This is a genomic window from uncultured Pontibacter sp. (assembly GCF_947495565.1).
Classification (GTDB): Bacteria; Bacteroidota; Bacteroidia; order Cytophagales; family Hymenobacteraceae; genus Pontibacter.
In genome coordinates, this window is record NZ_CANLZM010000007.1 from 170,219 (window position 1) to 190,988 (window position 20,770).

General features: G+C 50.0%; 20 protein-coding genes. 16 read left to right on the forward strand and 4 right to left on the reverse strand.

Translation table 11 applies throughout. The annotated features are described in order from the left end of the window. Positions 1-75: 75 nt before the first annotated feature. Both Q1B04_RS10920 and Q1B04_RS10925 read left to right on the forward strand, forming a co-directional pair. Positions 76-558, forward strand: a complete 483-nt coding sequence (locus Q1B04_RS10920) for a hypothetical protein (RefSeq protein WP_299758846.1) — start codon at positions 76-78, stop codon at positions 556-558. A 55-nt stretch (positions 559-613) separates the two neighbouring features. Then, a complete protein-coding gene (locus Q1B04_RS10925) occupies positions 614-2,536 on the forward strand; it encodes an OmpA family protein (protein ID WP_299758847.1) in 1,923 nt (640 codons plus the stop codon). 136 nt (positions 2,537-2,672) lie between these two features. Here Q1B04_RS10925 and Q1B04_RS10930 read toward each other — a convergent pair whose 3' ends face one another. Next, on the reverse strand, positions 2,673-3,227 hold the full coding sequence (locus tag Q1B04_RS10930; RefSeq protein ID WP_299758848.1) for a hypothetical protein: 555 nt from the start codon (positions 3,225-3,227) through the stop codon (positions 2,673-2,675). A gap of 149 nt (positions 3,228-3,376) precedes the next feature. Between Q1B04_RS10930 and Q1B04_RS10935 the strand changes: the two genes are divergently transcribed. The 6 genes from Q1B04_RS10935 to Q1B04_RS10960 all read left to right on the forward strand — a co-directional run bounded on the left by Q1B04_RS10935 (position 3,377) and on the right by Q1B04_RS10960 (position 7,641). Beyond that, positions 3,377-4,546 carry an AIR synthase related protein gene (locus tag Q1B04_RS10935; protein ID WP_299758849.1) on the forward strand — a complete coding sequence of 390 codons (1,170 nt, stop codon included), beginning with the start codon at positions 3,377-3,379 and terminating at the stop codon, positions 4,544-4,546. Between the two features lie 262 nt (positions 4,547-4,808). Then, the gene (locus Q1B04_RS10940; RefSeq protein ID WP_299758850.1) at positions 4,809-5,474 is read left to right on the forward strand and encodes an outer membrane beta-barrel protein; all 666 of its coding nucleotides are present in this window, start codon (positions 4,809-4,811) and stop codon (positions 5,472-5,474) included. 12 nt (positions 5,475-5,486) lie between these two features. Then, a complete protein-coding gene (locus tag Q1B04_RS10945) occupies positions 5,487-6,161 on the forward strand; it encodes an outer membrane beta-barrel protein (RefSeq protein WP_299758851.1) in 675 nt (224 codons plus the stop codon). Between the two features lie 10 nt (positions 6,162-6,171). Continuing rightward, positions 6,172-6,513 (forward strand): hypothetical protein, encoded by a 342-nt coding sequence (locus Q1B04_RS10950; RefSeq protein WP_299758852.1) that lies wholly within the window; start codon positions 6,172-6,174, stop codon positions 6,511-6,513. A gap of 14 nt (positions 6,514-6,527) precedes the next feature. Beyond that, positions 6,528-6,857 (forward strand): hypothetical protein, encoded by a 330-nt coding sequence (locus Q1B04_RS10955; protein WP_299758853.1) that lies wholly within the window; start codon positions 6,528-6,530, stop codon positions 6,855-6,857. Positions 6,858-6,927: 70 nt separating this feature from the next. Then, the gene (locus tag Q1B04_RS10960; RefSeq protein WP_299758854.1) at positions 6,928-7,641 is read left to right on the forward strand and encodes a DUF4476 domain-containing protein; all 714 of its coding nucleotides are present in this window, start codon (positions 6,928-6,930) and stop codon (positions 7,639-7,641) included. A 308-nt stretch (positions 7,642-7,949) separates the two neighbouring features. On the opposite strand, the gene Q1B04_RS10965 is transcribed toward Q1B04_RS10960, so the two are convergent. After that, positions 7,950-8,450, reverse strand: a complete 501-nt coding sequence (locus tag Q1B04_RS10965; protein WP_299758855.1) for a DUF4293 domain-containing protein — start codon at positions 8,448-8,450, stop codon at positions 7,950-7,952. A 66-nt stretch (positions 8,451-8,516) separates the two neighbouring features. On the opposite strand from Q1B04_RS10965, the gene Q1B04_RS10970 reads away from it, so the two are divergent. The 6 genes from Q1B04_RS10970 to Q1B04_RS10995 all read left to right on the forward strand — a co-directional run bounded on the left by Q1B04_RS10970 (position 8,517) and on the right by Q1B04_RS10995 (position 15,752). Then, positions 8,517-9,716, forward strand: a complete 1,200-nt coding sequence (locus Q1B04_RS10970; RefSeq protein ID WP_299758856.1) for an acetyl-CoA C-acyltransferase — start codon at positions 8,517-8,519, stop codon at positions 9,714-9,716. Between the two features lie 148 nt (positions 9,717-9,864). Next, on the forward strand, positions 9,865-10,611 hold the full coding sequence (truA, locus tag Q1B04_RS10975) for a tRNA pseudouridine(38-40) synthase TruA (protein WP_299758857.1): 747 nt from the start codon (positions 9,865-9,867) through the stop codon (positions 10,609-10,611). Positions 10,612-10,646: 35 nt separating this feature from the next. Further along, the gene (locus Q1B04_RS10980; protein WP_299758858.1) at positions 10,647-11,954 is read left to right on the forward strand and encodes a cystathionine gamma-synthase family protein; all 1,308 of its coding nucleotides are present in this window, start codon (positions 10,647-10,649) and stop codon (positions 11,952-11,954) included. Between the two features lie 814 nt (positions 11,955-12,768). After that, positions 12,769-14,538, forward strand: a complete 1,770-nt coding sequence (locus Q1B04_RS10985) for an ABC transporter ATP-binding protein (protein WP_299758859.1) — start codon at positions 12,769-12,771, stop codon at positions 14,536-14,538. Further along, positions 14,535-15,053 carry a GyrI-like domain-containing protein gene (locus tag Q1B04_RS10990; protein WP_299758860.1) on the forward strand — a complete coding sequence of 173 codons (519 nt, stop codon included), beginning with the start codon at positions 14,535-14,537 and terminating at the stop codon, positions 15,051-15,053. The genes Q1B04_RS10985 and Q1B04_RS10990 overlap by 4 nt, the downstream gene beginning before the upstream one ends. Before the next feature lie 87 nt (positions 15,054-15,140). Then, the gene (locus Q1B04_RS10995) at positions 15,141-15,752 is read left to right on the forward strand and encodes a TetR/AcrR family transcriptional regulator (RefSeq protein WP_299758861.1); all 612 of its coding nucleotides are present in this window, start codon (positions 15,141-15,143) and stop codon (positions 15,750-15,752) included. A 12-nt stretch (positions 15,753-15,764) separates the two neighbouring features. Here Q1B04_RS10995 and Q1B04_RS11000 read toward each other — a convergent pair whose 3' ends face one another. After that, positions 15,765-16,178: a hypothetical protein gene (locus Q1B04_RS11000; protein ID WP_299758862.1), complete on the reverse strand. Its 414-nt coding sequence runs from the start codon at positions 16,176-16,178 to the stop codon at positions 15,765-15,767. 147 nt (positions 16,179-16,325) lie between these two features. Then, entirely contained in the window at positions 16,326-18,110 is a 1,785-nt protein-coding gene (locus tag Q1B04_RS11005) for an ABC transporter ATP-binding protein (protein ID WP_299758863.1), read from the reverse strand. 157 nt (positions 18,111-18,267) lie between these two features. Here Q1B04_RS11005 and Q1B04_RS11010 point away from each other — a divergent pair, with 157 nt between their 5' ends. Both Q1B04_RS11010 and nusB read left to right on the forward strand, forming a co-directional pair. After that, a complete protein-coding gene (locus Q1B04_RS11010) occupies positions 18,268-19,368 on the forward strand; it encodes a Glu/Leu/Phe/Val dehydrogenase (protein ID WP_299758864.1) in 1,101 nt (366 codons plus the stop codon). Between the two features lie 197 nt (positions 19,369-19,565). Continuing rightward, positions 19,566-20,738 carry a transcription antitermination factor NusB gene (gene nusB, locus Q1B04_RS11015; protein ID WP_299758865.1) on the forward strand — a complete coding sequence of 391 codons (1,173 nt, stop codon included), beginning with the start codon at positions 19,566-19,568 and terminating at the stop codon, positions 20,736-20,738. Positions 20,739-20,770 lie beyond the last annotated feature (32 nt).

The following is a 20,770-nucleotide window of genomic DNA, read 5'->3' on the forward strand; positions in this document are numbered from 1 at the left end:
TTATTACTAATAGAATAAACGGTTAAATCTCTTTCTGAGTCAACAAATTAACAATCAACAAGTAAACCATTAACTATGTATATTCCGTTTGACCAATTGCCCCCACAGGCGCGTATTTGGATTTACCAGGCCAATAGATCCCTGTCGGAGGCGGAGCAGACTGAAATAAAGCCACTTCTGGAGCGTTTTGCTACGGAGTGGAGCAGCCACGGAAAAGGTTTGCAGTCCTCGGCGGCGCTGCTGCACGGGCGCTTTCTGGTGCTGGCAAACAACGAGGAAGCCGCTGCTGCCAGCGGGTGCTCCATAGATGCCTCCGTACGGTTTGTGCGGGAGTTGGAGCAGCAGTTCGGGCTGTCTTTGATGGACCGTACGCAGCTGGCTTTCCTGAACGGCGGGGAGATGGAGCTGGTAAGCATGCCGGAGCTGAAAAGCAAAGTGGCAACCGGCGACATCGACAAGAACACGTTATACTTTGATACGCTTATAACTAATTACGGAGAGCTGAAAAAGGCATGGCCACGGCAGGCCGGCAACAGCTGGCTCTCCCGCTATTTCTGATCCGGCATAACTTTAACCATACTTGTTCATGCACAACATGCTTCCACTAAAGCCCTTGGCGAAACAACTGCAACAAACCGGTTTGATAGTGCTGCTCCTGCTGCTGCTCAGCGGCTGCGGTGCCAGCCAGTACCTTAGCAAAGGAGATAAACGTTTCGGGGAGGAGGAGTACGAGCGCGCTCTGGAGTTTTACAAGCAGGCGTTGGGCAAAGCCGGTAACCCGGGAGAGGTTAACTATAAAATAGCTGAAGCTTACCGACTTTCTAACCGTTTAGCCGAGGCCGAACCATACTATAAAGCTGCTCTGGATGCCAACTACCGCAAAGAGGATGCATACTTCTATTACCCGCTGGCCCTAAAGGCTAACGGCAAGTATGAGGAGGCGCTGCGCCGTATGGGCGAGTACGTTAAAGTGGCTACCAGCCCCCAGCTTCGCTCTATGGCAGTGCGTGAACTGGAAAACCTGCAGCAGCTAGACGAGATTATGGGTTTAGGAGAGCGATATAAGGTGCAGAACCTGGAGGCGCTCAATACAGAAGGCTCTGAATTTGCGCCTTACGTGCTCAACAACGAGCTGGTATTTTCCTCTACACGTGGGCCTGGCAAAGAGTATTTAGGCAACGGAGAAGGCTTCCTAGACTTATTCTCTACCACCCTGACAGACTCTGCCGCCGAAATGGGAGGTGCCGTGCACAAGTATGAAAGCATTAATAACGAAGAGCTGCATGAGGCTTTTGCAACATTTGCCAACGATGGCGCTACTATGGTGTTCGCCCGAGGTAACGAAGGCACCAAGAAAGGCCGCCGTAACGTAGATTTGTTTGTGTCTCAGCGCCGCGCCAACGGCTGGACTGAGCCGAAGCTGCTAAGTATAAACGATCCAGAAGCCTGGGACTCTTCCCCAGCTTTTACTCCAGATGGCAAAACTTTATACTTCTCATCTAGCCGCAGAGGTGGTTTGGGAGGTACGGATATCTACAAATCGACTTTAGACGATAACGGTCGCTTTACTGCCCCTGAAAACCTTGGCCCCAATATTAACACACCCGGTAACGAGAGCTTTGTGTCAGTTGGGCCGGATGGAACGGTATACATTGCTTCTGATGGTTTGCCAGGGCTAGGTAACCTCGACCTGTTTCGCATCGAGAACGGGAAGCCGGTGAACATGGGCAGGCCAGTAAACTCGCCGGGCGATGATTTTGGGATGTACTTCGTGAACGAGCAGTTCGGCTTCTTCTCGTCTAACCGCGAAGGAGGCAAAGGGGGAGACGATTTATACCGCTTCGTGCGCAGCGACCGTAAGCTGGTGAAGTTCTTCGTGGATGGCACCTTGTACCAGCTGCGTGAGGGCGCTAAGCAGCGAACCCCGGTGCCAAACAACACTGTAAGGCTGCAGGATGAAGCAGGCAAACAGGTTGCCATGGCCAGCACTGACGCCGAAGGTAAATTCTCCTTTCCGCTAGATTCTGCCTCTACTTACTCTTTGGTTGCCGAAAAACCAAATTTCTTTACGGCGCGCCAGCGAATTACGACAGTAGGTAAAATGCCAGCCCAAAGCGAGCTGAAAGACCCGATAAATGAGGTGCGCTTGTCATCTACGCTGGTGCTGAACGAGATCGTGAAGGAGAAAGCTATCGTGCTGGAGAACATCTTCTACGACTTTGACAAGGCTAACATTAGACTGGACGCTGCTGAGGAACTAGACAAGCTGGTGCAGATACTGGAAGATAATCCGGGTATTTCCATTGAGCTTAGCTCCCACACCGACGCACGTGGTTCCGATATATATAACCAAGACCTGTCGCAGCGCCGTGCCGAGTCTGCCGTAGAGTACATCATCTCGAAAGGCATAGACCGCTCACGCATAACAGCCAAAGGCTATGGCGAGAGCCGCCTGGTAGTGAGAAATGCCAAAACCGAAGAGCAGCATCAGCGCAACCGCCGCACCGAATTTAAAGTGGTACGTATACAGGAGTAATCAGTGTAGCGCTACTACAGCGAGAGCCGCATAAGTGTTATACTTGTGCGGCTCTTTTTTTCTGAATCAGATTTAAAGATAGGTAAGGGTAAACAGGACCTGCTCCAACAATACCGGCATCAGCCTAAAGTATAAATTATCTCCCAAAAGTATACTTCAGGCCGATGCCCAGCGTGCCCATGTTTGATTTGTTAAAGGCATCAAATGTGTGCGTGTTGAGGCGGACCAACGTATGGCGGTAGTCTACAGAAACAGCTAGTGGCAACTTCGGGAAAGTATACTCGATGCCGATGGAGGTTAGGAGGGCAGCTTGTATCTCCATGTCTTGTTTCTCATTAAAACTGGTGCTGCCTACTGCGCCAACACCAAAACCAGCGTAAGGCCTAAAGCGGCTGGAGGTGAGTAGCTGCGGTTGCCACAGGTAATGCAGCGAGGCTTGGTACACCCCGCGGTTCTGCCACTGCCCCAGCCCCGCCTGCAGTTCCAGCGCCGACTGCGAACCCACGAAGTGCTTCAGGCGGAGCTCAGAAGAAATGCCTGATGGTCCGCCCCACGTGGCATGGAGGCCAAGGGAGGTTTTGTAAGGTGCAACGGCCTGCGGTTTAGAGGTTGGAACATCTGTTTGGGCCAGCGCAGGAGAGGAAAAGTAAGAGAGGGCACTCAGCAATGGGAGCAGCAGTTTTGTTTTCATAGTTATGTTATTTTATAGTGATACATCTATATAAATGACCCATGCTGCTGCAGAACGGTTGCAAATCATCTTTTAAAGTATAAAAATGGCCGCTGCTGTCGCTAATGCCGTTCCCTTTGTTAAATTTGTAGGCAAATCATCCTGAAACTATGGAAAACAGATATTTGCGTCGCGGCGTATCCGCCTCTAAGGAGGATGTGCACAACGCCATCAAGAACATCGACAAAGGACTATTCCCAAAAGCTTTCTGCAAGATCATCCCTGATATTCTGACGGGAGATGAAGACTACTGCGCCATTATGCACGCCGACGGAGCCGGCACCAAATCCTCGCTGGCTTACATGTACTGGAAAGAGACCGGCGACCTTAGTGTGTGGAAGGGCATTGCCCAGGATGCCGTGGTGATGAACACCGACGACCTGCTGTGCGTGGGCGCCACTGATAAAATCCTGCTTTCCTCTACCATCGGGCGTAACAAAAACCTGATACCGGGTGAGGTGATTGCGGCCATCATAAACGGTACCGAAGAGGTGCTGCAGATGCTGCGCGACAATGGTGTAGGTATTTACAGCACCGGCGGCGAAACCGCTGACGTGGGCGACTTGGTACGTACCATAATCGTGGACAGCACCGTAACCGCACGCATGCGCCGCGATGATGTCATTTCGAACCACACCATACAGCCCGGCGACGTAATTGTAGGTTTTGCTTCCTATGGGCAGGCCACTTACGAAACAGAGTATAACGGAGGCATGGGCAGCAATGGCCTTACTTCGGCTCGTCACGATGTGTTCCATAAATACCTGGCGGCATCTTACCCGGAAAGTTATGATCCGGAATTGCCTGCTGACCTAGTGTACTCTGGGCATAAGCGGCTAACCGATATAGACAAGGAGACAGGCATAGAGGTAGGCAAACTGGTACTTTCGCCAACACGTACTTATGCCCCAATTGTAATGGAGATTTTAAAACAGCACCGCCCGCACATCCACGGAATGGTGCATTGCAGCGGCGGCGCGCAAACTAAAGTGCTTCATTTCACGGAGAAGGTGCACATTATCAAAGACAACCTGCTGCCGGTGCCACCGCTGTTCCGCATTATTCAGGAGCAGAGCCACACTGATTGGAAGGAGATGTACAAGGTATTCAACATGGGGCACCGCCTTGAGATCTATCTGCCGGAGGAGCACGCGCAGGGCTTGATTGACATTTCGAATAGCTTTGGCGTGGAGGCCCAAATCATCGGCCGTGTGGAGAAAAGCAAAACCAATGAGCTGACCATCAAGAGTAAGTATGGAGAGTTTTATTACGAGGGATAATTATACATTATACTTTAGAAAGCGCCACAGGTACAGCACCTGTGGCGCTTTTTTTTTGCGGGGCTTTATTTTACAAAAGGCTGAGGAAATGCCATCGGGGAAATGTTTATGATGGTAGTAATGGCACTTTATAAAGTATGGCAGGATGAAAAATCGACTAAAGCTGATGTGACAAACGGGGTTGAAATTACCTTGTTGTTATACTTTAATATAGGTATGTTTATAAGCGTTAAGTATTTATGCTCCTCTCACCATACCTTAAATGAAAACAATTTTTTTGTCTCTTCTTTTGTCTGTTGCCACTCTTGCTGCAATAGCGCAAGTTCAACCTGATTCGGCTATGATGTCCGCGAAGCGATTTTACGCAGGCTTAGAGTTGAGTAGCATTTCCTATAATATGTGGGACAATATTAAAAAGGTAGGAGGAGGTTTTACCCCTATTGCTCACGTGCATTTAGGCTACAGGTTAACCAAAATAATGAATATACAGGCTGGGCTGACTTATGGTAGAGAAAAGGAAGACGTACTTTCCGGAATTTATTACGGGCAAAATGATACGATCATCAACTACTACAGAAGCAAGAATATTTACGGTGTAGCTATGCCGCTCACAGTGCAGTTTACGCCATTTAACCCCAACCGGAAGCTTCAACTATATGCCACTGCTTCATTTATACCTGTGATAGGTTCTGTTTGGCACCAATATTCTGAGGAATATGAAGGAAACAGAGTCATAACATTTGAAGTTGAAGATTCTGGTATATCTGCTATTGCCACAGCAGGCTTACAGCTGAATTACAGAATCAGCAGCAGGTTAGAAGGCTACGGTAAAGCGAACCTGCTTTATAGGAATGTTGGGCAAGAAAGCGCATATGCCCGAACTGCTAAGTCTGTTGCAGTAGGCCTCAACTACAGCTTTAACCTATAAAATAGATTTAATATGAAAATAAACTTACTCGCCCTTTTTCTGCTGCTTTCCCCGTTTGCTGTTGTGGCGCAGCAAACTTCTAACCCAGATTCTACAGAAAATAAATTCTACATCGGGATAGAGTTAAGCAACACACCATACCCGATCATGGGAGAGCTCAAGCATGAGTCCTTCAGCTCTATCATGCCAATTGTACAGGCTAATTTCGGGTATAGACTAAACAAAAGAACAATCGTACAAGTCGGACTTGGCTATGGTGCCAATGAAATAAACGGACACGGGACAGGCTCTTTACGAGATGGTAAATTAAGTATGATCCAAGATCATCAACGTATCCGTGGAGTAGTTACTCCCTTAACCTTGAAATGGACACCCTTTAACCCATACAAGAGGCTGCAGTTATATGCGAACGCCTCGCTTGCTCCTGTATTTGGCCACATGAAGGCAAGAGCTACAGAAACCTATGATGAGGATGTAACTGTTCTGTATGATGACAAATTCTATACGTTTGATTTGGTCGCCACAGCAGGCTTAACTCTTAACTATAGGCTCAGTAAGCGGATAGACCTTTATGCTGATGGAATCCTGTTTTACAAGAACTTTTTCTTCGAACCGCGATCAAGCAGTCTTTATGAGAGTAAATCAGTGGGGGTAGGTCTTAACTATAACCTTAACCTGAAGCGGTAAGCCAAGCAACATGAAAACACTATTATTGTCTATCGTCTTTTCTTTATCAGCTTTAGCTGCTGTGGCACAACAGGCTCCCAACCCTGACTCCAACTCCACTAAAGGAAAAACCTTCGTAGGGGCAAGCATAAGCACCACCGGTTACTATGTTGCGGGAAAAGCTAAGTATAAAGTGATGGCGGGTGTTATGCCGTACTTAAACATACATTATGGATACAGGCTAAGCAAAAGAGCAACTATACAAGCCGGTTTAGGATACGGTGCCAACGAGGTTACTTCATACGGCACGAGGTTTGTTTTGGCAGATAGCAGTCATTATGAAACAAGGCAAACTCAAAACATCCGGGCTTAGTAGTACCTTTCACGTTGAAGTTCAACCCATTTAATCCTTATAAAAGGCTTCAGGTATACGCTAACGCTACATTGGCTCCTGTGATTGGCCACATCAAAGCAACAGGCACAGAAAGCCTGGAGGGTGAAACGTCAGAAATATATAATGAAGAGCACGCCTCTGTTAATGTAGTGGCTACAGCAGGCCTTACAGCAAACTATAAGATGAGTGAGTGTTTGGATATTTTTGCGGATGGCATGTTCCTGTACAGAAGCCTGCATAATCGAGGCGCTCTCCTTCATCACAAGCCAATGTCTGTTGGTGTTGGCCTCAACTACAACCTTAACCTAAAGCGGGAGAAGTAAATCAGCAGCTAAAATCACTCTGGCACAATAATTGGCTTCACGCAAGTATAAGCAAAAACCTATGCTTGCCATGAAGAAGTTTTTATTACCGTTTCTGCTTGTGCTGCTGGCACTGCCGGTTTGGGCGCAAAGCTCTATACTTACTTTCACCGCTGAGCGCGGTGAGTATTTCCAGGTTAGGGTAAATGGGCGCACCATTAATCGCTCGTTTACCAACTATGTGCGCCTGAACGATGTGCGGCCCGGCGAGCATTACGTTGAGTTGCGAGTAAAGAGTCGCCACGGTATATATAAAATGGGGCAGAAGATGTTTGTGGCGCACGGGGTGGAGGCAAATTATGGCGTGCGCACCCTAGGGCGGAGCGGCAAAGCCTACCTGAAGCTTCTAAGCGAGGTGCCGCTGCGGCCGGTGGTGCCTGCCCCTCCGATGCCACGCTACCCGGACCACCGCCGCGATAGAGATTACGATGAGTACCAGGACGGAAGCTGTCGTAATCTGCTTTCGGCCCGTGAGCTGGACCGTGCCGTGGAGGCCATCCGTAGCCGCGACTTCGAGAGCACAAAGCTAAGTATAGCCCGCGACGCGCTGCGTGGCGGAAGTATTATGGCTGATGACCTGAAGCGCCTGCTGCTGGAGTTGGAGTATGAAAGTAACCGTGTAGAGTTTGCTAAATACGCTTACGATTACCTCTGCGACCAAGAGCACTTCTACTACATCTACGACCTGTTCAGGTTCGACAGCAGTGTGCGGGAACTGGAAGAGTATGCCGCGCGGCGGAGATAGAAATCAGAGATTAGAATTTAAAGATATTAAAGTTAGACATCTTAAGAACGGCGCAGGTTATGCTTGCGCCGAGCTTTTTTAGTCTGTTTTAGCTTCCGCTTATTTTATACTTGCACAAACTGGTTGCTGTAGCAAAAAATCTCTTCGCTAGCTACGATGAAAGTATTTAGCTGTAAATAAGCTCCTGGCTCTCATAAATAATTGTCTACCTCGGCACTGATTTAGGCTTAAACTCATCTGCAAAGTATAAAACAAAAAGGCGGGTGCTACCGAAGCAGCACCCGCCTTTTTGTTAAATCTACGGTCTGCTATCGCAGTCTGTCCACAGATCTCACCAGGTTCTCATCTCGTCTGATAAAGCGGTTGGCCAGAGAGTTAAGCACCAGCGCCAGCAGCGGCATAAAGAAGCCAGCCTCGTAAGTCCCTTTTTCACCGGCTACAATTAAGTCGCTGCCCACAAAATAAGCGTAGTACAGCATGGCTCCCAGAGTTCCCATCAGGATCAGTGTGTTCAGGAGGCCGAGCTTCATCTGGTTCAGGCGGCTCTTGTACTGAAAGATCTCGTAAACAGCAATAACAGCGGCAGCAATGGCCAACATGCCAATGGCAATAGCGCCCTGCTGCGGAATAGAGCCAGCCGAGCCAGGCTCACCCTGCTCGTTCAGAAAGTGCGATTTTAAGTTCCAGGCAGTCAGCACTAGTTCCTCTCCTGTAACCGGGTCTGTTTTAGACCAGAGCGGCAGAAACAACATGGCAATCATGGCGATGGCCAACAAGGCCAGAAATACGGTTTGAATTCTTTGTATCATGTGATGGTTAAATTATCTTGCAAAGAGATGCAAAATTAGACAAAGACCTGTAAAACTAAAATTAAGATGCACACTGCTTATATAGTTGATATACTTAGAACACCTGTGGGTAAGTTTGGCGGCACCCTCAGCTCCGTGCGCCCAGACGATATGGCAGCACTGGTGATGAAGGAAATCGTGGCCCGTAACCCTAACCTGGACCCAAGCCTGATAGAAGACGTGGTAATGGGCGCTGCTAACCAAGCCGGCGAAGATAACCGCAACGTGGCCCGCATGGCGCTGCTGCTGGCGGGGCTTCCGCAGGAGATAGGGGGCGTTACCGTAAACCGCCTCTGTGCCTCCGGCCTGCAAGCTATTATGGATGCCAGCCGCGCCATTACCTGCGGCGACGGAGAAGTTTACCTGGCCGGCGGCGTGGAAAGTATGACCCGCGCACCATTTGTGATGGCCAAAGCCGAGACTGCCTTCTCACGCACTCCGGAAATATACGATACCACCATTGGCTGGCGCTTTACCAACCCGGCCCTTGCTAAGCTGCATTACCCGTTTGGCATGGGCGAGACGGCAGAGAATGTGGCCGAGCGCTACGGCATTTCACGTGAAACGCAGGACGAATTTGCGCACCAGTCGCAGGTAAAGTATAAAGCTGCCGCAGAGGCCGGTAAGTTTAAGGACGAGATCGTGCCGGTGCACATCCCGCAGCGAAAGGGAGATGCTATTGTTTTTGACACCGATGAGCACCCACGCCTCTCGTCAGTGGAGAAGCTAAACTCACTTAGCCCGGCTTTTAAAAAAGACGGTTCGGTAACGGCAGGTAATTCTTCCGGTATAAATGATGGCGCGGCCGTATCTATTATCGTGAGTGGGGAGATGCTGAAGCGCTACAACCTCACGCCGATGGCACGTGTGGTGTCGGCAGCCGTGGCCGGTGTTGATCCGGCGCACATGGGTATGGGGCCTGTTCCGGCCACCCAAAAAGCCCTGAAGCGCGCTGGCTTAAGTATAAATGATATTGGTTTGGCAGAGATAAACGAGGCTTTTGCGGCACAGGCAGTGCCTTGTATGCAGCAGCTGGAAATAAATCCGGATATCGTGAATGTTAATGGTGGCTCCATTGCCATTGGCCATCCGCTGGGGGCTAGCGGCACCCGTATCTCCGCCACACTGCTGCACGAAATGAAGCGCCGCGACAACGTAAAGTATGGATTGGCTACTATGTGCGTGGGTGTAGGCCAAGGCGCAGCCATCATCTACGAGAAAGTATAAGCTTAGGCCTCGCAACTCCTGCGGGTGTCTGCTGCAAATAGCAAGATCGGCTGCTCATACTTTTGGGCGGCCGATTTGTTTTAAGATTAGCAAGCGGTCTTCCATTATTTGCTGTATGTCTTTTGTCTCAAAATCATACCTTTGCCTTATGCGGTATTTTTTAGAGATAGCTTACGACGGAACCCGATTTCATGGGTGGCAGGTGCAGCCCAACGCCTTGTCGGTGCAGGAGGTGCTGGAAGATAGTTTAAGTAAAGTGCTGCGCGAGCCAATTAGCAGCACAGGCAGTGGCCGCACCGATACAGGCGTGCACGCCAGCCAGCAGTTTGTGCACTTTAATGCGCAGCAGCCCCTAGACCCGCAGCACGTGGTTTACCGCCTCAACCGCCTACTTCCGGAGGATATCTCTGCCATAAATCTATACCCGGTGCAGCCCGATGCGCATGCCCGCTACCATGCCTTTGCCCGCACGTATCACTACCACATTACGCTCCGCAAAAACCCTTTTAAGCGCTACCATGCCTGGTACCACAGCCGCCCGCTAAATGTGGAAAAAATGAACGAGGCCGCCGACACCTTGTTAAAGTATGAGGATTTTACGACCTTCAGCAAAGTGAAGGGAGACACCAAGCACTACCGCTGCAACATGTATGAAGCCGCCTGGAAGCAGGAGGGGGAGGAGCTGCAGTTTACTATTCGGGCCAACCGCTTTTTGCGCGGTATGGTGCGCTTGGTGGTAGGTACGCTGGTAGACGTGGGCCGCGGTAAGCTAACCGTGCAGGAGTTTGAGCAAGTTATAGCCAGCCAGGATAGGCGCAAGTCCAGCGGGGCGGCGCCATCTGAAGGGCTATACCTGGCTAAAGTAGAATATCCACCTGAACTATTTATACCTTAAAACTAATCAACCTTTAACCCATAACATCTAACCTTATGCAGCTAGAAGAGGACCATAATGGCCCGCATTTAAACGGAAAACATGTGCGGCCGGAAAGCTTAATGATGAGCTACGGGTATAACCCGGAGTGGTCGGAGATGGCCGTAAAAGCCCCGATTTACCAAACATCCACTTTTGTTTTTAAGAGTGCCGAAGAAGGCAAGGCGTTTTTTGAGCTGGCCTACGGCTTGCGCGAGAAAAACGACGAAGAGCAGCTGGGCCTGATTTATAGCCGCCTCAACAACCCCGACCTGGAGATACTGGAAAACCGCCTCCGCTTCTGGGACGGTGCCGAAGAAGCGGCAGTGTTTGCCAGCGGTATGGCCGCCATCAGTACCACACTGCTGGCCCTGCTAAAGCCCGGCGATGTGATTCTGCACAGCGAGCCCATCTACGGCGGCTCTGATTACTACATAAAAAATATCCTGCCGAAGTTCGGTATCCAAAGTATAGGTTTCCAGGCCTGTGCCACCGGAGAGGAGATTGCGCAGCAGTTGGAGGAGTCTGGCGTGGCCGATAAATTGGCAATGGTGTATGTGGAGACGCCTGCCAACCCAACCAATCATCTGGTGGATATAGAAGAATGCGTAGCGCTGGCCAGAAAACACTCTACAGAAGACAAAAAAGTGGTAGTAGCCGTAGACAATACGTTTCTGGGGCCGGTGTTCTCGCACCCGCTCAAGCATGGCGCTGACTTGGTGCTATACTCGGCCACCAAGTATATTGGCGGCCACTCAGACCTGATTGCCGGTGCCTGTGCCGGTTCTGCCGCGCTGATGAAGCAGGTAAAAGGCATGCGCACTTTTGCAGGCTCTATGGCTAGCCCCTGGACCGGCTGGATGCTGATGCGAAGCCTGGAAACCCTGAAGATTCGTATGGAGGCGCAGGCGCGTGGCGCAGAGGTGGTAGCCGAGTACCTGAAGCAGCACCCAAAAGTAGAGAAAATCTATTACCTCGGCGACCTGCAGGACAACCCGCGCCAGCAGGCTATTTACAACAAACAGTGCACCGCAGCCGGCTCCATGATCGCATTCGACCTGAAAGGCGGCGAAAAAGAGGCCTTTAAGTTCCTGAATAGCCTGAGGCTGATAAAACTGGCGGTAAGCCTGGGCGGAACCGAGTCGCTGGCCGAGCACCCTGCCTCCATGACCCACTCTGACATTTGCCTTGCCGACCGCGCCAAAATGGGCATTGGCGAGGGGATGGTGCGTATCTCGGTAGGGGTGGAGCACCCGGAGGATATTATTTCAGACATTGAGCAGGCGCTGGCCAAAGTAGAAGTAACAGTAGAAGCCGAAGCGTAAAGTATAGATTTTAGAAGTATATAAAAGGCTGGGGCTGTAGTGGCTCTGGCCTTTTTTGTTTTATCGGGTCTAACCGCCCCTGCCCCTCTCCCGAAACAAGTCCGGGATCTGAGACTTGTCAAAGGAGGGGAGTTTCACCTCACCCCAACCCTCTCCTAAGAACAGGAGAGGGAGCTTCTGCCAACGATTTTCATCCCCCTGCCCCCTTCAAAGGGGGACTTGGTTCCATAGCGAAGGCAGCAGCTATCGAAATGATCCCAGCCTTTGGGTTGAGCGCCTTGTGAGATCCGGTGCCCGTTAAGGGCATGCTGAGCGAGAGCGAAGCAAGGAGGGAACACAGCGCGATGCCCGAAGACGAGCCCTCCCGGGCTGAGGGAGCCAAAGTCAGAAATGAAACGGTAGGTATGCAGGACTGAGGATCAGCGGCAGCTAGAAAGGATAGCTTGTCTCAAATAACGGGAAGCAGCGGCTATGAAAGTATAAACTTGCAAGCATAAATATGCGGATTAGGAAATCCGCGTCAGAAAGGTTCCGGACAAGGATGTCCGGAACAGCAGGGTAGACAAGTATAAAGTATAGCCAAAGGATAAAATATGGCTTTGCAAGCCAGTTGAGTTACAAACTCAACACCATTGTAAGACACAAATCTGAAGACTTGCGCCAGAAAAGGAAAAGGATGAAAGTATAATCCGGTTCATCCCAAAATCCTGAAAATCCTGATCTGAAACCATTAACTTTACAGCCGGTTAAACAGTAGCGCTCGTACAGAGGAGACGGCGCATCGTTTAAACTATACTTAAGCAGAAGCATACTTTTGGAAGATAAATCAAAACAAAGCGGTAAAGTATTCGACTCTGACGTGCTGAAGCGGCTTTTCACCTTTGTGAAGCCCTATGTCAAGACATTTTACTTTATTGTGTTCTTAACCTTTGCCTCGGCTATACTTGCCGCGCTGCGCCCCTTCCTTATTCAGTGGACCGTGGATAACGAGATTCTGAACAACGATTGGGAAGGCCTGAACCGGATGTTCGTGATACTGGGCGTGCTGCTGGTGGTGCATGCCATTGTGCAGTACCTGCATACCTACTTTGCCGGCTGGCTGGGGCAGCACGTAGTCCGTGACATCCGCATCAAACTGTACCGCCACATCCTGGACCTGCGCCTCAAGTTCTTCGACCGCACACCGATTGGCACGCTCGTAACCCGAAACGTATCGGACGTGGAGACGCTGTCAGATGTGTTTAGCGAAGGGCTGGCCGCCATGATCGGCGATATACTGCAGCTGGTGTTCATCCTGGGCTTCATGTTTTACATTGATTGGGAGCTGGCGCTGGTAAGCCTTTCCACGTTCCCGCTCATGATCATCAGCACCTATATTTTTAAAGAGAAGATAAAGAACACTTTTCAGGAGGTGCGTACGGCTGTGGCGCAGCTGAACTCCTTTGTGCAAGAGCATATTACAGGTATGAGCATTGTGCAGATCTTCACGAACGAGAAGCGGGAGATGGATAAGTTCCAGGAGATTAACAAAGAGCACACGCGTGCCAACATCCGGTCAGTGCTATACTACTCCGTTTACTTTCCGGTGGCCGAGATTATCGGTGCGGCTGGCCTGGGCCTGCTGGTGTGGTATGGCGCTTACGGGGTGATAGAGGATGATATTACTTTGGGTACGCTGATGGCCTTTATACTTTATATCCAGATGTTTTTCCGCCCGATCCGGATGATCGCCGACCGTTTTAACACGCTGCAGTTGGGGGTGGTAAGCACCGAGCGCCTCATGCGCCTGCTCGATAGTAATGAGATGATTCCGGACAACGGCAGTTATGCCCCTGAAAGGATAAAAGGCAATGTGCGCTTCGAGAAAGTGTGGTTTGCCTACAAAGACGAAGACTGGGTGCTGCGCGATATTTCCTTTGATGTAAAAGCAGGCGAAACCGTGGCTTTTGTAGGGGCTACCGGCGCCGGCAAGACTTCGGTTATCAACCTGCTCAACCGCTTCTACGAGATTAACAAAGGGCATATTGTGGTAGACGGCCACGACCTGCAGGAGTATGACTTGAGCGTATTGCGCCACCACATTGGCGTGGTGCTGCAGGACGTGTTCCTGTTCTCCGGAAGTATAGCCGACAACATCAGCCTGGGCAACAAAGCTATTACCGAAGAGCAGATGTGGCAGGCTGCCGATTTGGTGGGTGCACGCAAATTTATAGAGCGCTTGCCGGGCGGGTTGCACTACCAGGTAATGGAGCGCGGTGCCACGCTATCGGTAGGCCAGCGGCAGCTTATCTCCTTTGTGCGGGCCATGGTATACAACCCCGAGGTAATTATTCTAGATGAGGCCACCTCCAGCGTAGACTCCGAAACCGAAGAACTGATACAGTACGCGATAGACCAACTTATGCACGGGCGTACCTCTATTGTAATTGCGCACCGCCTCAGCACCATCCAAAAAGCCGATAAAATAATTGTGCTGGACCGTGGCGAGCTGAAGGAAATGGGCAACCACGAAGAATTGCTGGAGAAAAACGGCTACTACGCACAGCTGTACCAGATGCAGTACAAGAACATGATCGACCAATGAAAAAACTTTTTTACGTAGTGGCAGGCATTGCCATTGTTCTGCTGGTGTTTTATACTTACCTGGGAGGTTTTACAGCCCCGAACGTCACGCTTGCTACTTCCCAAACCATGTATGTAGCCGGCCAGCCTTTTGAAGGATCTGTGGAGGACGAGGCCATGGGACAGGCTTTCCAGCGTGTATCGCAGGTGCTGCAGGAGCAGGAGCTGCAAGGGCATCCCGGCAACATCTATTACAACGACCCTGATAAGAGCGGCGACAGCATCCGTGCGTTTATCGGCATCATTATTCCGGATTCCGCGGCACAGCTACCCGAGGGTTATACGTTGCGCATGGTGCCGGGCGGCCGCAAAGTGGTGCGCGCCGAGGCAACCGCAAGTATAGCCCTGCTGCCCAAGAAGCTCTACGCGGCCGTGTTTGAATATGCGCAGGAAGAAGAGCTGAAGCTGGAAGACTTCTATGTGGAATGGTTTCCGGAGGATGACAAAGGCGTGCTGGAGGTGCCCGTAAAGCAGTAACCTATACTTGTTGCAAGTATAGATTTATACTATATCTTTGGGAAGGAGACAGATGGTTAGCTCCACATAACCACAGCAAAGTATACTTTGGGCAAGAAAGCAGAGGCTAAGAAAGAGCTGATTTTAGAGGCAGCAAAAAACGTGTTCGGCAGGTTAGGCTACAGCAAAGCCACTCTCGACGACATAGCGGCCGCTATTGGCATGAAAAAACCTTCGCTGTACTACTACTACAAAAGCAAGGAGCTGCTTTACATCGAGGCGTTCTCGCAGGAGTGGAAGGCCCGCCTCTCGCACATTAAGCAGCTTGCCGAGCACGAGCCAAACCCGCACAAGCGTCTGTTGTTATACATCCAGTCCTCGCTGCGCTACTATCAGGAAATAGTGTCGGAGCATACTATCTCCATTAGAGTGCTGATCGAAACGCGTGCCATGTTTCAGGAACTGTTCCGAGAGTCCAGGGGTAAAGAGGCAAATTATTACGCCACTGTCATCAAAGAAGGTATCGCGAAAGGCGTTTTTATACCTTGCGAGGCTGAGCGGGTGGGTTACTCTATGATGGTGGTGAAGGACTTGATCCAGTTCGAGGAGTTTCAGCGGACAGATTTTCACAAGCTGCCTTCCATCGACTTCGAGAAGATTGAGCGGGATGTGCTGTATACCATCAACCTTATACTTAACGGTATTGAAGTAAGGGCATGAAAAAAGCGGCACCTACTGTGCCGCTCTCAATTCGTCTAGTTTCGCTTTCAGCGCGTCTACGTCTGGTTTATGGCCTTTGGCTACCTCGGCGGCGTCCAGCTCAATCAACATGTTCTTCATCTGCTGCAGGTAAGCAGCCTTGTCTTTTTTCAGGCATCCCTTATGGTGGCCGTCCTGGCAGTGGCCATCCTCATCCATGGGTTTAAACATGCTGCCCTCACCGTAAATAAGCCACTGCGGGTTCAGGTCGCTGAAGTTCTTCACAATAGCCACCAGCTCATCCATTACAATGTTGCGCCCGTGAATAATGTTGCTGAGAGTTTCTTCGTCGCTGCCGGTCATGGATTTCAGGTCTTCCATTTCCAGTTCTTTCAGGTTTGTGTAAAACCTGAACCTTTTACCGATTTGCTGTAAGTCGATGGCCATATGCAGTGCGTTTAGTGAGTATAAAAGTGATCGTAAATTTGCTATACGTAAGCATAACAGTTTCCGCACTAAAAAAATCCCACAAGCAGCTTCCAGGAAGTATGGTGGCTGCTAGAAATGGCCGCTATCGCCCAAAAACCAACAAATTTAAACAGAATCTTCCTGCTGCAACTGCCGCTCGTAGAGCTGTTTGTAAAGGCCGTCTTGGTTAATTAGCTCCTCATGGCTACCGTGCTGCACAATCTCTCCGTCGTCCAGCACCAGTATGCGGTCAGCCAGTTTCACCGATGATACCCTATGGGAAATGATGATGCTGGTGCGGTTCTGCATGATACGGCGCAGACTGTTCAGGATGGCATTTTCGGTCTTGGTGTCTACGGCAGAGAGCGAGTCGTCGAGGATAAGTATACTTGGCTCCCGCACCAGTGCCCGCGCAATGGACACGCGCTGCTTCTGCCCACCCGACAGCGTAATGCCGCGCTCGCCCAGTTTGGTGTTAAATCCTTCGGGGAAGCGCTCGATATTCTCATACACGTCGGCATCTTTGGCAGCCTGCACCATCTGCTCCTCAGTTATACTTGGCAAACCAAAACCGATGTTGTTGCGGATGGAGTCGGAGAATAGGAACACGTCCTGCGGCACGTATCCAATCTGGCTGCGCAGGCTGTCTACGTTATAGTCGCGCACATCTGTGCCGTCAATAAGTATACGCCCGCCAGTGGCGTCGTACATGCGCGGCAGCAAGTTGGCGATAGTACTTTTGCCTGAGCCGGTGTTGCCGATCACGGCTAGCGTTTCGCCATGCTTGATGTCAAACGACACGCCCCTGAGTGCATGGATGCCTGTATCAGGGTAAACAAAATCCACATTCTCAAACTGGATGTCGCCTACAATATCTTTCGTAATATTTTCACGGGAAACAATGTCGTTCTTAGTGTGCAGGAATTCGTTGATGCGCTCCTGAGAGGCGGCGGCGCGCTGCACCAAACTGGCCGTCCAGCCCAGGGAGGTAACTGGCCAGGTCAGCATGTTCACGTAAATGATAAACTCGGCAATGTTACCAGTGGTTATACTTCCGTTGATAACCTCCTGCCCACCAATATAAATCGTGATAATCGTGCTCAGGCCTACCAGGAACAGCACCAGCGGGAAAAACAGCGAATTCACGAAGTTCAGCTCCAGCGATTTGTCCTTGTACGTGTTGCTGGCCGTGGTAAACTTGCTGTGCGAGTCATCCTCCCGCACAAAGGACTTAAGTACCCGGATGCCGGAGAAAGCCTCCTGCACAAAGGTGTTTATACCCGAAAGGCTGCGCTGTATCTCATCGGATTTGCGCTGTATAATGTTGTTGACGTAGTAAATGCTGATGGCAAGTATAGGCAGCGGTATCAGCGTGTACATAGTCAGCTTCACGTTTACCGACAGCATGTACGGGATCACCATCAGGAAAAGTATGACCAGGTTAATGCCGTACATAATGGCTGGGCCGACATACATGCGCACGCGGCTTACGTCTTCTGAGATGCGGGCCATCAGGTCTCCGGTGTTATTGCGGCGGTAAAAGCTTAGCGGCAGGCTCTGGTAATGCGTATAAATCTCGTTCTTAAGATCATTCTCGATCAGGCGGCTCATCACGATAATGGTCTGGCGCACGAAAAACAGGAATATCCCCCGCAGCAACGCCATCAGCAAAATAATAACGCCGTATACAAGTATACTTCTGGAGAAAATGTCATACACTACCTCCTGTTGCGCCATGCCCCCAAACAGGCCGTGCAGGTTAATGCCCTCTTTAATAAGGTTAAAGGCGTGGCGTACTACCTGCGCAGGCAGTATCTGGAAGAAGTTGGATATAATGGTAAACACGAGCCCCAGCAGGAGCCTGTATTTATACTTGATAAGGTATTTATTTAAATAACGTAACGATTTCACAGTCAGAACTTGATGCCTTTTGCGCTTTTACGCAGAGATAGCACACGCAAATTGAAATAACCAAAAAAAGATTTAATTTTGCAGCGCGAAACGGAGAGGGCGATTTTTTTGCCTCCCCCCTTCACAAAGATAGAACAACCCCTAATCAAAACTATCAATGGTGGAATTAAAAGAAGTTGAAGTGAAAAAAGACAAGTCAGTCTTTGATCAGATATCAGAACACAACCACGAGAAAGTTGTTTTCTGCCACGACAAAGAAACTGGCTTAAAAGCTATCATCGGTATACACAACACGGTGCTTGGCCCGGCGTTAGGTGGTACCCGCATGTGGTCTTACGCTTCCGAGGCAGAAGCCCTCGACGACGTGCTTCGTCTGTCTAGAGGCATGACCTACAAGGCGGCTATCTCTGGCCTAAACCTGGGTGGTGGTAAAGCCGTGATTATCGGCGATGCCAAAAAAGACAAAAATGAAGCCCTTCTTCGCAGATTCGGCCGCTTTGTAAAGAACCTGAACGGTGCTTACATCACAGCCGAAGACGTAGGCATGACGACCAAGGATATGGAGTATATCCGCATGGAAACCGAGCACGTTTCAGGCCTTCCTGAGTCTATGGGCGGTAGCGGAGACCCATCTCCGGTTACGGCTTATGGCACCTACATGGGTATGAAAGCTGCCGCTAAGAAGGCGTTTGGCTCAGACTCATTGGAAGGTAAGAAAATCTCTGTACAGGGTGTTGGCCACGTAGGTGGTTACCTGGTGGAGCTGCTGGCAAAAGAGAACGCACAGATCTTCATCACCGACATTTACGAAGACCGCCTGCGCGAGGTTTCTGAGAAGTATAACGCCAAAGTAGTAGGTATGGACGAGATCTATGACCTGGATGTGGATATCTACTCTCCGTGCGCACTGGGTGGCACTGTAAACAATGATACCCTGAACCGCTTGAAGTGCCAGGTAATTGCCGGTTGCGCTAACAACCAGCTGCGCGACGAGAAAGTGCACGGGCCTGCGCTGATAGAGAAAGGCATTGTATACGCACCTGACTTCCTGATTAACGCCGGTGGTCTGATTAACGTGTACTCTGAGCTGACTGGCTACAACCGCGAAAGCGCCTATGCCCAGACAGAGCGCATCTACGGTTATACACTGGATATCTTCGAACTTGCTGAGAAAGAAGGCATCCACAACCAGGCTGCTGCCGTTAAGATGGCCAAAAAACGTATTGAGAGCATCGGCAAAGTGCGCTCCACGTACTAAGCTGTTAGCTATAAATCGATTGCATTAAAGTCAAAAGTGCTGCATTAACCTGTGGCACTTTTGCTTTACACGCTCCTACTGCGGAACTATAGCCTGCCTGATCCGCTTTTACATAGCAGGCAAAAAAAAGAAGTGCCGGGATCCCCGGACCCATATAAAGTATATTTTACCCAACACACGCTCTTTAAAATAAGAATATGCTCAACCGCAGAACACTACGAATTAAGGCGATGCAGGCAATCTATGCCTATCAGCAAGCCGTAGGTTCAGACTATTTGCTGGCCCTAGACCAGATAAACGAGGACTTTGCGCCAGACCTTAACTCCATGGAGGTGCAGGACAGAAAGTTACTCGAAGGCAAGAGGCAAATGGCCACGCTGATGTTCAAAGAATGGCACGAGAAGCAGGATTATGACGCCGAAGGCGCAGACAAGGAAGCTATTGATGCGGTGAACAGAGCAATTGTGTTTTATAATAACACCACCAAAAAAGACTTAAAGTACTACGGCAACCAAATGCTGAGTGCCGTGGAGCGCATTTACGACCACTACCTAGGCACCCTGCAGATACTGGAGGTGATCGTGAGCCTGATAGAGGAGGAGGAAGAGAAAAAAGCCAACCGTTTTACTGCCGCCGAAGGGCCTGATACCACCTCTTTCCTGGGCAACCAAGTGGTGCAGCGCCTGCTGCAGAGCAAATCATACCAGGATAACATCATTCGCCGCAATATCAGCTGGGGCTCCGATATCAGCGAGATACGCGCTGTATACAAGAACATCCTGAAGAAAGATGAGGCCTTCCTGAGCTATGTCAGCCAGCCTACGCATACCCTGGAAGAGGACGCTGAGGTGGTGAAACATATTTTCAAAAACATTATCTTTAAAGAAAAAAACTTACAATCTTTGTTTGAGGAGCAGGATTTGAACTGGGTAGAGAACAAGTCAATTGTGAGAAGCCTGGTAAACAAAACTGTGAAAATCTTTGCCGAAGAGGCTGAAGAAGACAAGCAGCTGCTGGATCTGTCGGCAAACTGGGAAGATGATAAGGCTTTCTTTGAGGATTTATACTTCCGGACGGTAGAGCAGGACGAGAAGTATGAAGATATGATTGCGGCTAGCGTTAAGAACTGGGACGTGGAGCGTGTGGCACTGCTCGATAAGATTATCCTGAAGATGGCCCTCAGCGAGATGTACATTTTCCGAAGCATTCCGGTGAAGGTAACCATCAACGAATACATTGAGATCTCGAAGCTATACAGCACTCCTAAAAGCAAGCAGTTTATTAACGGTGTGTTGGATAAAATGGCACAGGAGCTAACCGCCAAAGGCGATATCCGCAAGTCGGGCCGTGGCTTGATCGACAACAAATAAGCCTGGCCAGGCAGAGGCGGCCTTTACAGCGG

Bases quoted from the DNA above. Each gene is read 5' to 3' on its own strand.
- Q1B04_RS10920 (WP_299758846.1), top strand. From the start codon at position 76: ATGTATATTCCGTTTGACCAATTGCCCCCACAGGCGCGTATTTGGATT.
- Q1B04_RS10930 (WP_299758848.1), bottom strand. From the start codon at position 3,227: ATGAAAACAAAACTGCTGCTCCCATTGCTGAGTGCCCTCTCTTACTTT.
- Q1B04_RS10935 (WP_299758849.1), top strand. From the start codon at position 3,377: ATGGAAAACAGATATTTGCGTCGCGGCGTATCCGCCTCTAAGGAGGAT.
- Q1B04_RS10940 (WP_299758850.1), top strand. From the start codon at position 4,809: ATGAAAACAATTTTTTTGTCTCTTCTTTTGTCTGTTGCCACTCTTGCT.
- Q1B04_RS10945 (WP_299758851.1), top strand. From the start codon at position 5,487: ATGAAAATAAACTTACTCGCCCTTTTTCTGCTGCTTTCCCCGTTTGCT.
- Q1B04_RS10950 (WP_299758852.1), top strand. From the start codon at position 6,172: ATGAAAACACTATTATTGTCTATCGTCTTTTCTTTATCAGCTTTAGCT.
- Q1B04_RS10960 (WP_299758854.1), top strand. From the start codon at position 6,928: ATGAAGAAGTTTTTATTACCGTTTCTGCTTGTGCTGCTGGCACTGCCG.
- Q1B04_RS10965 (WP_299758855.1), bottom strand. From the start codon at position 8,450: ATGATACAAAGAATTCAAACCGTATTTCTGGCCTTGTTGGCCATCGCC.
- Q1B04_RS10970 (WP_299758856.1), top strand. From the start codon at position 8,517: ATGCACACTGCTTATATAGTTGATATACTTAGAACACCTGTGGGTAAG.
- truA (WP_299758857.1), top strand. From the start codon at position 9,865: ATGCGGTATTTTTTAGAGATAGCTTACGACGGAACCCGATTTCATGGG.
- Q1B04_RS10980 (WP_299758858.1), top strand. From the start codon at position 10,647: ATGCAGCTAGAAGAGGACCATAATGGCCCGCATTTAAACGGAAAACAT.
- Q1B04_RS10990 (WP_299758860.1), top strand. From the start codon at position 14,535: ATGAAAAAACTTTTTTACGTAGTGGCAGGCATTGCCATTGTTCTGCTG.
- Q1B04_RS11000 (WP_299758862.1), bottom strand. From the start codon at position 16,178: ATGGCCATCGACTTACAGCAAATCGGTAAAAGGTTCAGGTTTTACACA.
- Q1B04_RS11010 (WP_299758864.1), top strand. From the start codon at position 18,268: ATGGTGGAATTAAAAGAAGTTGAAGTGAAAAAAGACAAGTCAGTCTTT.
- nusB (WP_299758865.1), top strand. From the start codon at position 19,566: ATGCTCAACCGCAGAACACTACGAATTAAGGCGATGCAGGCAATCTAT.